Below are 13378 nucleotides of genomic sequence, written 5' to 3' on the forward strand. Positions count from 1 at the left end.
AGACGTCCAGCGTGGCCAGGTCCTGGCCAAGCCGGGCTCGATCAAGCCGCACACCAACTTCACCGGCGAAGTGTACGTCCTGTCGAAAGACGAAGGCGGCCGTCACACCCCGTTCTTCAACAACTACCGTCCGCAGTTCTACTTCCGTACGACTGACGTGACCGGTTCGATCGAACTGCCGGCAGACAAGGAAATGGTCATGCCAGGCGACAACGTGTCGATCACCGTCAAGCTGATCGCTCCGATCGCGATGGAAGAAGGTCTGCGCTTCGCAATCCGCGAAGGCGGCCGTACCGTCGGCGCGGGCGTGGTTGCCAAGATCCTGGCCTAATCGGCCAAGGTAGAGGGAGGCAACAGTGTTGCTTCCCTCAAACAGCATTGCACACATACGCGCGTATGCGGTATAATGCTGGATTCAGCGAGAAGTTTTCGTAGGGGTGTAGCTCAATTGGCAGAGCGTCGGTCTCCAAAACCGAAGGTCGCGGGTTCGATTCCCTCCGCCCCTGCCACCGAATTCTGGTGCGCAGCACCGAAAGTAAAAAAGAATGTCTAATCAATCCGTGCAAACTGTCAGCACCTCGAATGACAAGTTCAAGGTCGCCCTGGCGGTGGTTGCTGTGATTGCAGGCGTTGTCGGGTTCTTCTACCTGACTGGCCAGAACAAACCAGCCTTGGTCGCCGCCGGCGCCCTCTTGGCTGGTTTAGTTTTTGCTGTCCTGCTTTTGTGGACCTCCGCAACCGGTCGTGATTTCCTGAGCTTCGCCAAAGAATCGGTGCGCGAGACCAAGAAGGTTGTTTGGCCGACCCGTCGTGAAGCCACCCAGATCACCGGCATCGTGTTTGCCTTCGTGGTCGTGACGGCGATCTTCCTGTGGGGCACGGATAAGGTTCTCGAATTCCTGTTGTACGACCTGGTCCTGGGATGGAAAAACTAATGAGCGATAACGTGCAAGATAACGCGCCGGGCGACGTCCCGGCGCAAGACGCTGGTGCGCCGCTGAGTGTCCCTGTCAGCAACAAGCGCTGGTATGTCGTACACGTCTACTCCGGCATGGAAAAGAGCGTCATGCGCGCCCTGACCGAGCGCATCGAGCGCGCGGGCATGCAGGAGCAGTTCGGCCGCATCCTGGTTCCGACCGAGGAAGTCGTCGAAATGCGCAACGGCACCAAGGCCGTCTCCGAGCGCCGTTTCTTCCCGGGCTATGTCCTGGTCGAGATGGAAATGACGGACGAGACCTGGCACCTGGTCAAGAACACCAGCAAGGTCACCGGCTTCATCGGTGGCAAGTCGAACAAGCCGACGCCGATCCCGGCGCGCGAGATCGACAAGATCATGCAGCAGGTCCAGGAAGGTGTCGAAAAGCCGCGTCCAAAGGTCCTGTACGAAGTGGGTGAGCAGGTCCGCATCAAGGAAGGCCCGTTCACCGACTTCAACGGCAACGTCGAAGAAGTCAACTACGAAAAATCGAAGGTGCGTGTCTCTGTCACCATCTTCGGCCGCGCAACTCCGGTGGAGCTGGAGTTCGGGCAGGTAGAGAAAGTCTAAACGCCGTCACGGAGCGTTCGCAGCAGCAAGGCGGAATCCGGAAAGAGGAGCCCCGCCGGAGTAGTAGGGTATCTCGAAAAATCGTCGCGAGCGGCAGCAGTTTCGGTTGAGAAGCGCAGCTGTACTAAAGTACAGCGAGCATCGCAGGCCGAAAATGCAACGCGCAGCAGATTTGTCGAGGTGCCCAGCGGTGGGGCGCTACTACTCAACGCCAATCTAGGAGCCATTCATGGCAAAGAAAATTATTGGCTTTATCAAGCTGCAAGTTGCAGCCGGTAAGGCAAACCCATCCCCACCGATCGGTCCTGCACTCGGTCAGCGCGGCCTGAACATCATGGAATTCTGCAAGGCGTTCAACGCGCAGACCCAGGGTTTCGAGCCGGGCATGCCGATCCCGGTCGTGATCACCGCCTTCGCCGACAAGTCCTTCACCTTCGTGATGAAGACCCCGCCGGCAACCTACCTGATCAAGAAAGCCGCTGGCATCACCAAGGGTTCGCCGAAGCCACATACCGACAAGGTCGGTACGCTGAGCCGCGCCCAGGCTGAAGAAATCGCAAAAACCAAGCAGCCGGACCTGACCGCCGCCGACATGGACGCCGCAGTGCGTATCATCGCTGGCTCGGCACGTTCGATGGGCATCACGGTGGAGGGTGTGTAATGGCTAAGCTGTCCAAGCGCGTCAAAGAAATGAAAGCAAAAGTGGACCGTAACAAGGTCTACGCGTTCGACAACGCTGTGTCGATCATCAAGGAATTCGCAACCGCCAAGTTCAACGAGTCGATCGACGTCGCCGTTCAGCTGGGCGTGGACCCGAAGAAGTCGGACCAGGTGGTTCGCGGTTCGGTCGTCCTGCCAGCAGGCACCGGCAAGACCGTGCGCGTCGCCGTGTTCGCTTCGGGCGAAAAGGCAGAAGCCGCTAAAGCCGCAGGCGCCGATATCGTCGGTATGGAAGACCTGGCAGAGCGCGTCAAGGCCGGCGACATGCCGTTCGACGTCGTCATCGCTTCGCCGGACACCATGCGTATCGTCGGTACCCTGGGCCAGATCCTGGGCCCGCGCGGCCTGATGCCGAACCCGAAGGTTGGCACCGTGACCCCGGACGTGGCTGGCGCCGTGCGCAACGCCAAGGCCGGTCAGGTCCAGTACCGTACCGACAAGGCTGGTATCGTCCACGCTACCATCGGCCGCAAGTCGTTCTCGGACGAACAGCTCAAGACCAACCTGGTCGCGCTGATCGACGCCCTGAACAAGGCCAAGCCGGCAACCTCGAAGGGCGTGTACCTGCGTAAGGTCGCTCTGTCGTCGACCATGGGCGCTGGCGTCCGCGTCGACCACGCTTCGATCGCTGCTGCTTAATAGCACTGAATTAAGCGACGGTGCTTGCACCGTCGTTCCGGCGAAGGCCGGGATCCAAGTTTAAGTCCCTGTAGTTATTTTGCGGGGCGCATCTTTGGGCTGCCGGAGCAAGAACACCGCTCCGGCAGGCAATCAAAGACCGTTGGGCCGAAAGCGTCAACAAGGGGAAAGACCGCGAAGTGCTCTGTCCCCTCTGATTGTAAGCCGGAGGTTAATAGACCACCCAACGCAGATGGTGTACCCGAACAAGTTTTGTAGTCCACGCTGCGTGAGTTCATCCGCGTTAGATTGACTTCTTAACTTCGGACGCCGTGTTCGAACCGATGCGAAACAATGTTGTCCGCATCATTTAAGGAGATTGACCGTGGGTCTTAATCTGAATGACAAAAAGGCCGTCGTCGAAGAGGTAAGCGCTAAAGTTGCAACCGCGCAAACCATCGTCGTGGCTGAGTACCGTGGCATCCAGGTTGCTCACTTGACCAAACTCCGTGCAGCCGCACGTGCCCAGGGCGTCTACCTGCGTGTTCTGAAGAACACGCTGGCTCGTCGCTCGGTTGAGGGCACGCAGTTTGCCTCGCTGGCTGATTCCATGACCGGTCCGCTGATCTACTCGATCTCGGACGACGCCGTTGCAGCAGCTAAAGTCATCAATGACTTCGCTAAAACCAACGACAAGCTGGTCGTGAAAGCTGGTAACTACGCTGGTAAGGCACTGGATGTCGCTGGCGTGACCGCGCTGGCAAGCATCCCGAGCCGTGAAGTCCTCATCGCCCAGCTGCTGGGCGTCATGCAGGCACCGGTGTCGGGCTTCGCACGAGTTCTGGCTGCAGTCGCAGCACAAAAAGGCGAAGGCGCAGCTGCTCCGGCAGCAGAAGCCACCGAAGCGTAATCGCTTCGCGACTTTTTGTTCAAGTAGAACCAAACCTGTACTACACACACACAATATTTGGAGTTTCAAATGGCAATTAGCAAAGAAGAGTTCCTGGACGCAGTTGGCGCAATGTCGGTCATGGAACTGAACGACCTGGTCAAGGCTTTCGAAGAGAAGTTCGGCGTGTCGGCAGCTGCAATGGCAGCACCGGCAGCTGGCGGTGCCGCTGGCGGCGCAGCTGCTGCTGAAGAGCAGACCGAGTTCAACGTTGTTCTGGCCGAAGTCGGCGCGAACAAGGTCGGCGTCATCAAGGCCGTCCGCGAAATCACCGGCCTGGGCCTGAAGGAAGCCAAGGATCTGGTCGACGGCGCACCGAAGACCGTGAAAGAAGCCCTGCCGAAAGCTGACGCTGAAGCCGCTAAGAAGAAGCTGGAAGAAGCTGGCGCCAAGGCCGAGCTGAAGTAATACATAAGCATTGGGCGCTTTGCATAAGCGCCCAGCGCGGGAGTCAAAGCTTGCGGAACCTGCCGAAAGGGAGGGGATGCGGCTTTGGCTCTTTTGTCGTCCCTGCGGCAAACACGAGCATCACCCGGCAGCATCTGCAGTAAACACCAGCAGCACCCAGCAGCACCAGCTTCAGAAATATCGTAACACAGCAGTACGGCTGTCCTAATCACCTGGCGGGAAAGCAGAGGCTTCAGGCCTTGCGTGTGGTGCGACCACCACTGGCAATTCCTGAATTCTCATCCTTTCTGTCACTCACGGAGTGTCCATGCACTACTCATTTACTGAGAAGAAGCGCATTCGCAAGTCGTTCGCGAAGCGCGCCAACGTTCACAACGTTCCCTATCTTCTGGCTACCCAGCTCGAATCCTACGAGAATTTCCTGCAGGCCGACGCCGCTCCGTCCGTCCGCAAGAACGAAGGCCTGCAATCCGCCTTCAGCTCCATCTTCCCGATCGTGTCGCACAACGGTTTTGCGCGCCTCGAGTTCCTGTCCTATGTGCTGGGCGACCCTGCGTTTGACGTGAAAGAGTGCCAGCAGCGTGGCCTGACCTTCGCGTCGCCGCTGCGCGCCAAGGTGCGTCTGGTGATCCTGGACAAGGAATCGCCGACCAAGCCGGTCGTGAAGGAAATGAAAGAGCAGGAAGTGTACATGGGCGAACTGCCGCTGATGACCACGAACGGTTCGTTCGTGATCAACGGCACCGAGCGCGTCATCGTCTCGCAGCTGCACCGCTCGCCGGGCGTGTTCTTCGAACACGACCGCGGCAAGACGCACTCGTCGGGCAAGCTCCTGTTCTCGGCACGTATCATTCCTTACCGCGGCTCGTGGCTGGACTTCGAGTTCGACCCGAAGGACATCCTGTTCTTCCGCGTCGACCGCCGCCGCAAGATGCCGGTGACGATCCTGCTGAAGGCCATCGGCATGACGCCCGAGCAGATCCTGGCGAATTTCTTCGTCTTCGACAATTTCACCCTCCGCAATGAAGGCGGCGAGCTGGAGTTCGTGTCCGAACGCCTGCGCGGCGAAGTCGCGCGCTTCGACATCGTCGATCCGAAGTCGGGCAAGACCATCGTCACCAAGGACAAGCGTATCAACGCCAAGCACGTCCGTGACATCGAAGCCGCCGGCATCAAGAGCATCTCGGTACCGGAAGACTACCTGCTGGGCCGCGTGCTGGCCAAGAACATCGTCGATCAGGACACCGGCGAAATCATCGCCGTGGCCAACGACGAGCTGACCGAAGAACTGCTGGGCAAGCTGCGCGACGCCAGCGTGACCGACATCCAGACGCTCTACACGAACGACCTGGACCAGGGCGGCTACATCTCGCAGACCCTGCGCACCGACGACACCGCCGACCAGACCGCCGCACGCGTGGCGATCTACCGCATGATGCGTCCTGGCGAGCCGCCGACCGAAGAATCGGTCGAAGCCCTGTTCAACGGCCTGTTCTACAGCCCGGAACGCTACGACCTGTCGGCCGTGGGCCGCATGAAGTTCAACCGCCGCATCGGCCGTGACGAACTGCTGGGCGCGATGACCCTGTCGAACGACGACATCCTGGCCGTGATCAAGATCCTGGTCGAGCTGCGCAATGGCCGCGGCGAAGTCGACGACATCGACCACCTGGGCAACCGCCGCGTGCGTTGCGTCGGCGAACTGGCGGAAAACCAGTTCCGCGCCGGCCTGGTGCGCGTGGAGCGCGCAGTGAAGGAACGCCTCGGCCAGGCCGAAGCGGACAACCTGATGCCGCACGACCTGATCAACAGCAAGCCGATCTCGGCCGCGATCCGTGAATTCTTCGGTTCGTCGCAGCTGTCGCAGTTCATGGACCAGACCAACCCGCTGTCGGAAGTGACCCACAAGCGCCGCGTCTCGGCACTGGGCCCGGGCGGTCTGACCCGCGAACGTGCAGGCTTCGAGGTGCGCGACGTGCACCCGACCCACTACGGCCGCGTGTGCCCGATCGAAACGCCTGAAGGCCCGAACATCGGCCTGATCAACTCGCTGGCACTGTACGCCCGCCTGAACGAATACGGCTTCCTGGAAACCCCGTACCGCAAGGTCGAAGGTTCGAAGGTGACCGACAAGATCGAATACCTGTCGGCGATCGAAGAAGGCCGCTACATCATTGCGCAGGCAAACGCCGCGATCAATGAAGAAGGCGAACTGGTCGACGAGCTGGTGTCGGCGCGTGAAGCAGGCGAAACCATCCTGGTCTCCCCGGAACGCATCCAGTACATGGACGTGGCCCCGGGCCAGATCGTGTCGGTGGCGGCTTCCCTGATTCCGTTCCTCGAGCACGACGATGCGAACCGTGCACTGATGGGCGCCAACATGCAGCGCCAGGCCGTGCCTTGCCTGCGTCCGGAAAAAGCCTTCGTCGGCACCGGCATCGAGCGCACCGTGGCGGTCGACTCGGGCACCACCGTGCAGGCCCTGCGCGGCGGCGTGGTGGACTACATCGACGCGGGCCGTGTGGTGATTCGCGTCAACGACGACGAGGCGCAAGCCGGCGAAGTCGGTGTGGACATCTACAACCTGATCAAGTACACCCGTTCGAACCAGAACACCAACATCAACCAGCGTCCGATCGTGCAAGTGGGCGATCGCGTGGCACGCGGCGACGTCATCGCCGACGGCGCCTCGACCGACCTGGGCGAACTGGCACTGGGCCAGAACATGCTGGTGGCGTTCATGCCGTGGAACGGCCTGAACTTCGAAGACTCGATCCTGATCTCGGAAAACGTGGTCAAGGACGACCGCTACACCTCGATCCACATCGAGGAACTGTCGGTCGTGGCCCGTGACACCAAGCTGGGCGCGGAAGAAATCACCCGCGACATCTCGAACCTGGCCGAGAACCAGCTGGCGCGCCTGGACGAATCGGGCATCGTGTACATCGGCGCCGAAGTGCAAGCCGGCGACGTGCTGGTCGGTAAGGTCACCCCGAAGGGCGAGACCCAGCTGACCCCGGAAGAGAAGCTGCTGCGCGCGATCTTCGGCGAAAAGGCCTCGGACGTGAAGGACACCTCGCTGCGCGTGCCGTCGGGCATGGTCGGCACCGTCATCGACGTGCAAGTGTTCACCCGCGAAGGCATCCAGCGCGACAAGCGCGCCCAGCAGATCATCGACGACGAGCTGAAGCGCTACCGCCTGGACCTGAACGACCAGATGCGTATCGTGGAAGGCGACGCCTTCCAGCGTCTGGAGCGTATGCTGGTCGGTAAGATCGTCAACGGCGGTCCGAAGAAGCTGGCGAAGGGTGCCGCGATCACCGCCGAATACCTGGCCGACCTGGACAAGTTCCACTGGTTCGACATCAGGCCAAGCGACGACGAGACCGCCAACGCACTGGAAGCGATCAAGGAGTCGATCAACGAGAAGCGCCACCAGTTCGACCTGGCCTTCGAAGAAAAGCGCAAGAAGCTGACGCAAGGCGACGAGCTGCAGCCGGGCGTGCAGAAGATGGTCAAGGTCTACCTGGCCGTCAAGCGCCGCCTGCAGTCGGGCGACAAGATGGCAGGCCGCCACGGTAACAAGGGTGTGGTCTCGCGTATCGTTCCGGTGGAAGACATGCCGTTCATGGCCGATGGTACCCCGGCCGACGTCGTGCTGAACCCGCTGGGCGTGCCGTCGCGTATGAACGTCGGCCAGATCCTCGAAACCCACCTCGGTTGGGCGGCGAAGGGCCTGGGCCTGCGTATCGGCGACATGCTGCGCGCACAGGCGAAAGCGGAAGAAGTCCGCGGCTTCCTGGGCAAGATCTACAACGAGACCGGCCGCAAGGAAGACCTGGACAGCTTCAGCGATGAAGAGATCCTGACCCTGGCGAACAACCTGAAGAACGGCGTGCCGTTCGCAACCCCGGTGTTCGACGGTGCGCACGAGACCGAAATCCGCCGCATGCTGGACCTGGCGTTCCCGGACGAGATCGCGACCCACCTGGGCATGACCCCGTCGAAGAACCAGGTCACGATGTTCGACGGCCGCACCGGCGAAGCATTCGAGCGCAAGGTCACCGTCGGCTTCATGCACATGCTCAAGCTGCACCACCTGGTCGACGACAAGATGCACGCCCGTTCGACCGGCCCGTACTCGCTGGTGACGCAGCAGCCGCTGGGCGGCAAGGCCCAGTTCGGTGGCCAGCGCTTCGGTGAGATGGAAGTGTGGGCACTGGAAGCCTACGGCGCATCGTACGTGCTGCAGGAAATGCTGACCGTGAAGTCGGACGACGTGAACGGCCGTACCAAGGTGTACGAGAACCTGGTCAAGGGCGACCACGTGATCGACGCCGGCATGCCGGAATCGTTCAACGTGCTGGTGAAGGAAATCCGTTCGCTGGGTATCGATATCGATCTCGAGCGCAACTAAGCAGGCCGGCATGGCCGCCGCCTTCGGGCATGGCCTGCTGCTCTGGAAGCGTCGCTCCCGCGCAGGCGGGAGCCCAATTTCGGCCGATTAGCCGAAACACTTGGATCCCCGCCTGCGCGGGGATGACGGTTTTAGGGCCAGGGGTTACGCAAGCACCGGCGAAAATCGGTGAGAAGCGGCGGTAGTAGTACTCAGTAAAGAATTCAATCACCTGGAGTGATACATGAAAGCACTGCTCGATCTATTCAAGCAAGTTCAGCAAAACGAGAGCTTCGACGCCATCAAGATTGGCCTGGCGTCGCCCGAAAAAATCCGTTCGTGGTCCTACGGCGAAGTCAAGAAGCCGGAAACCATCAACTACCGCACCTTCAAGCCTGAGCGCGATGGCCTGTTCTGCGCCAAGATCTTTGGCCCGATCAAGGACTACGAATGCCTGTGCGGCAAGTACAAGCGCCTGAAGCACCGTGGCGTCATCTGCGAGAAGTGCGGCGTCGAAGTCACGCTGGCCAAGGTGCGCCGTGAGCGCATGGGCCACATCGAGCTGGCCTCGCCGACCGCGCACATCTGGTTCCTGAAGTCGCTGCCGTCGCGCCTGGGCATGGTCCTGGACATGACCCTGCGCGACATCGAACGCGTGCTGTACTTCGAAGCATACGTCGTGACCGATCCTGGCATGACCCCGCTGAAGAAGTGCCAGATCATGTCGGAAGACGATTACGCCGCCAAGTACGAAGAGTACGGCGACGACTTCACCGCATTCATGGGCGCCGAAGGCATCCGTGAACTGCTGCGCTCGATCGACATCCATCGCGATGCCGAAGCCCTGCGCGTGGAACTGAAGGAATCGAAGTCCGAAGCGAAGATCAAGAAGTACGCCAAGCGCCTGAAGGTGCTCGAGGCGTTCCAGCGTTCGGGCATCAAGCCCGAGTGGATGATCATGGAAGTGCTCCCGGTCCTGCCGCCGGAGCTGCGTCCGCTCGTCCCGCTGGACGGCGGCCGTTTCGCGACCTCCGACCTGAACGACCTGTACCGCCGCGTCATCAACCGTAATAACCGTCTGAAGCGCCTGATGGAACTGCGCGCGCCGGAAATCATTACGCGTAACGAAAAGCGCATGCTGCAGGAAGCAGTGGACTCGCTGCTGGACAACGGCCGTCGCGGCAAGGCGATGACCGGCGCCAACAAGCGTCCGCTGAAGTCGCTGGCTGAAATGATCAAGGGTAAGGGCGGCCGTTTCCGTCAGAACCTGCTGGGCAAGCGCGTCGACTACTCGGGCCGTTCGGTCATCGTGGTCGGTCCGCAGCTCAAACTGCACCAGTGCGGCCTGCCGAAGCTGATGGCCCTGGAACTGTTCAAGCCGTTCATCTTCAACAAGCTCGAACTGATGGGTCTGGCAACGACCATCAAGGCGGCCAAGAAGCTAGTCGAGATCCAGGAACCGGTGGTCTGGGACATCCTGGAAGAAGTCATCAAAGAGCACCCGGTCATGCTGAACCGTGCGCCGACCCTGCACCGTCTCGGTATCCAGGCGTTCGAGCCGGTCCTGATCGAAGGCAAGGCAATCCAGCTGCACCCGCTGGTCTGCGCGGCGTTCAACGCCGACTTCGACGGTGACCAGATGGCAGTCCACGTGCCGCTGTCGATCGAAGCGCAGATGGAAGCGCGTACCCTGATGCTGGCGTCGAACAACATCCTGTTCCCGTCGAACGGCGAACCGTCGATCGTGCCGTCGCAGGATATCGTGCTGGGTCTGTACTACGCGACCCGCGAAGCGATCAACGCCCGCGGCGAAGGCATGCTGTTCCCAGACGTGTCGGAAGTCATCCGCGCGTACGACAACAAGGAAGTCGAGCTGGCGACCCGCATCACCGTGCGTATCGTCGAGTTCCCGAAGAACGCCGAGGGCGGCTTCGATCGTACCGTCACGCGCTACGAGACCACCGTCGGCCGTGCGATCCTGTCCGAGATCCTGCCGAAAGGCCTGCCGTTCTCGGTGCTGAACCGCGCGCTGAAGAAGAAGGAAATCTCGAAGCTGATCAACACGTCGTTCCGCAAGTGCGGCCTGCGTGCGACCGTCGTCTTCGCCGACAAGCTGATGCAGTCGGGCTTCCGCCTGGCGACCCGCGCCGGCATCTCGATCGCTGTCGACGACATGCTGATCCCGGACGTCAAGAAGGGCATGATCGCCACCGCCGAAGCGGAAGTGAAGCAGATCGAGCAGCAGTACGCTTCGGGTCTGGTCACCGCCGGCGAGCGTTACAACAAGGTCGTCGACATCTGGGGCAAGACCTCGGACGAAGTCGGCAAGGCGATGATGGACCAGCTGAAAGTGGAACCGGTCACCAAGCGTGACGGCACCGAAGGCACCCAGGAATCGTTCAACGCGATTTACATGATGGCCGACTCGGGCGCCCGCGGTTCGGCAGCCCAGATCCGCCAGCTGGCCGGTATGCGAGGCCTGATGGCCAAGCCGGACGGTTCGATTATCGAAACGCCGATTACCGCGAACTTCCGCGAAGGCCTGAACGTTCTGCAGTACTTCATCTCGACCCACGGCGCCCGTAAGGGTCTGGCGGATACGGCGCTGAAGACCGCGAACTCGGGTTACCTGACCCGTCGACTCGTCGACGTGACCCAGGACCTGGTCGTGACCGAAGACGATTGCGGCACCAACAACGGCACGCACATGAAGGCGATGGTCGAAGGCGGTGAAGTCATCGAGCCGCTGCGCGACCGTATCCTCGGCCGCGTCGCCGGTACCGACATCGTGAATCCGGAAACCCAGGAAACCCTGTACGAAGCCGGCACGCTGCTGGACGAAGACATGGTGGAAGAGATCGAGCGCGTCGGTATCGACGAAGTCAAGGTCCGCACCCCGCTGAACTGCGACACCCGTTATGGCCTGTGCGCGAAGTGCTACGGCCGTGACCTGGGCCGCGGCCTCTTGGTGAACTCGGGCGAAGCAGTCGGCGTCGTGGCGGCACAGTCGATCGGTGAGCCGGGTACCCAGCTGACCATGCGTACCTTCCACATCGGTGGTGCGGCATCGCGTGCGGCAGTGGCCTCGTCGGTCGAAGCCAAGTCGAACGGCACGGTCCGCTTCACCGCGACCATGCGTTACGTCACCAACGGCAAGGGCGCGCAAATCGTCATTACCCGTTCGGGCGAAGTCCTGATCACCGACGACCACGGCCGTGAGCGCGAGCGTCACAAGGTGCCGTACGGCGCGACCCTGATCGTCAAGGACGGCCAGGCAGTCAAGGCCGGCACCGCGCTGGCGACCTGGGATCCGCTGACCCGTCCGATCATCACCGAATACGGCGGCACGATCAAGTTCGAAAACGTGGAAGAGGGCGTCACCGTCGCTCGCCAGGTGGACGAAGTGACCGGCCTGTCGACCCTGGTGGCGATCGATCCGAAGCGCCGTGGTTCGGGCAAGGTCCTGCGTCCGCAGGTCAAGCTGCTGAACGACGAAGGACAAGAAGTGAAGATCGCCGGCACCGAACACGCCGTGACGATCGGCTTCCAGGTCGGCGCGCTGATCATGGTCAAGGACGGCCAGCAGGTATCGGTGGGTGAAGTGCTGGCGCGTATTCCGACCGAATCGCAGAAGACCCGAGACATTACCGGTGGTCTGCCGCGCGTTGCCGAACTGTTCGAAGCACGTTCGCCGAAAGACGCGGGCATGCTGGCGGAAGTCACCGGTACCGTCGCATTCGGTAAGGAAACCAAGGGCAAGCAGCGCCTGGAAATCACCGACATGGACGGCAACAAGCACGAGTTCCTGATCACCAAGGACAAGCAAGTGCTGGTGCACGACGGCCAGGTGGTGAACAAGGGCGAGATGATCGTCGACGGCCCGGCCGATCCGCAGGACATCCTGCGCCTGCTGGGTATCGAAGCGCTGGCCCGCTACATCGTGGACGAGGTGCAGGACGTGTACCGTCTGCAGGGTGTGAAGATCAACGACAAGCACATCGAGGTGATCGTTCGCCAGATGCTGCGTCGTGTGCAGATCACCGATGCCGGCGACACCGACTACATCGTCGGCGAGCAGGTGGAGCGTTCGGAGCTGCTGGAAGAGAACGACAAGGTCAACGCCGTCGGCAAGCTGCCGGCGCAGTACGAAAACGTGCTGCTGGGTATTACCAAGGCATCGCTGTCGACCGACTCGTTCATCTCGGCCGCATCGTTCCAGGAAACCACCCGCGTCCTCACCGAAGCGGCGATCATGGGCAAGCGCGACGGTCTGCGCGGCCTGAAGGAAAACGTCATCGTCGGCCGCCTGATCCCTGGCGGTACCGGCCTGGCATTCCACCGCGCCCGCAAGGAGAAGGAAGTGTGGGAGGCGGAAGAGCGCCAGGCACTGCTGCAGCAGGAGAAGGCCAACATGGCTGCCGAACTGCAGGCGATGGAAGACCAGCAGAATGCTGCGGCTCCGGCGGAGCAGCATCATGGTGAAGGCGAGTGATCGTCTGAGCTGATAGCTTGATGTGAGAACGGCACCCTGAGGGGTGCCGTTTTTTATTCGAGCGACAGATCGTGGTGTCGCCTCACATCGTATTTGATCAAGCTAAAGGAAACGCTGAGTAATTGTCGAGTCCCGTTTGATCGTAAACGCGTTTAACGAATAATTCTGGTCGTTTCTGCTGCCATTCCTTGAGCGCGAGGATGGGTGTTTTCGCGTCGAGTGCGCGCTGCGGAATGTGGTGGTTGTACA

9 protein-coding genes, 1 tRNA gene and 1 pseudogene are annotated in these 13378 nt (G+C 61.0%); 10 read left to right on the top strand and 1 reads right to left on the bottom strand.

The genetic code is table 11. From position 1 onward, the window contains the following. The 10 genes from ACFFJK_RS21415 to rpoC all read left to right on the top strand — a co-directional run. Positions 1–331, top strand: a 331-nt coding sequence (locus ACFFJK_RS21415) for an EF-Tu C-terminal domain-related protein (RefSeq protein WP_379678376.1), incomplete at its 5' end; no start/stop codon positions are given. Positions 332–433: 102 nt separating this feature from the next. Continuing rightward, a tRNA-Trp gene (locus ACFFJK_RS21420) sits at positions 434–509 on the top strand. 36 nt (positions 510–545) lie between these two features. Then, the gene (gene secE, locus ACFFJK_RS21425) at positions 546–935 is read left to right on the top strand and encodes a preprotein translocase subunit SecE (protein WP_379681704.1); all 390 of its coding nucleotides are present in this window, start codon (positions 546–548) and stop codon (positions 933–935) included. After that, positions 935–1546 (top strand): transcription termination/antitermination protein NusG, encoded by a 612-nt coding sequence (nusG, locus tag ACFFJK_RS21430; protein WP_379681705.1) that lies wholly within the window; start codon positions 935–937, stop codon positions 1544–1546. Before secE ends, nusG begins: the two co-directional genes overlap by 1 nt. A gap of 229 nt (positions 1547–1775) precedes the next feature. Next, positions 1776–2207 (top strand): 50S ribosomal protein L11, encoded by a 432-nt coding sequence (gene rplK / locus ACFFJK_RS21435; protein WP_027868021.1) that lies wholly within the window; start codon positions 1776–1778, stop codon positions 2205–2207. Then, positions 2207–2905: a 50S ribosomal protein L1 gene (gene rplA, locus ACFFJK_RS21440; RefSeq protein WP_379681706.1), complete on the top strand. Its 699-nt coding sequence runs from the start codon at positions 2207–2209 to the stop codon at positions 2903–2905. The genes rplK and rplA overlap by 1 nt, the downstream gene beginning before the upstream one ends. 364 nt (positions 2906–3269) lie before the next feature. Next, positions 3270–3794 carry a 50S ribosomal protein L10 gene (gene rplJ, locus ACFFJK_RS21445; protein WP_312550424.1) on the top strand — a complete coding sequence of 175 codons (525 nt, stop codon included), beginning with the start codon at positions 3270–3272 and terminating at the stop codon, positions 3792–3794. 69 nt (positions 3795–3863) lie between these two features. Next, a complete protein-coding gene (gene rplL / locus ACFFJK_RS21450; RefSeq protein WP_036245558.1) occupies positions 3864–4241 on the top strand; it encodes a 50S ribosomal protein L7/L12 in 378 nt (125 codons plus the stop codon). 307 nt (positions 4242–4548) lie between these two features. Then, positions 4549–8658 (top strand): DNA-directed RNA polymerase subunit beta, encoded by a 4110-nt coding sequence (rpoB, locus tag ACFFJK_RS21455; protein ID WP_379681707.1) that lies wholly within the window; start codon positions 4549–4551, stop codon positions 8656–8658. A gap of 223 nt (positions 8659–8881) precedes the next feature. Beyond that, positions 8882–13129 (top strand): DNA-directed RNA polymerase subunit beta', encoded by a 4248-nt coding sequence (gene rpoC, locus ACFFJK_RS21460; RefSeq protein WP_379681708.1) that lies wholly within the window; start codon positions 8882–8884, stop codon positions 13127–13129. 97 nt (positions 13130–13226) lie between these two features. Here rpoC and ACFFJK_RS21465 read toward each other — a convergent pair. After that, positions 13227–13378: pseudogene (locus ACFFJK_RS21465) on the bottom strand (IS481 family transposase); the annotation flags it as partial.

The sequence above is a fragment of the Massilia consociata genome, assembly GCF_042432755.1.
Lineage (GTDB): Bacteria > Pseudomonadota > Gammaproteobacteria > Burkholderiales > Burkholderiaceae_D > Telluria > Telluria consociata.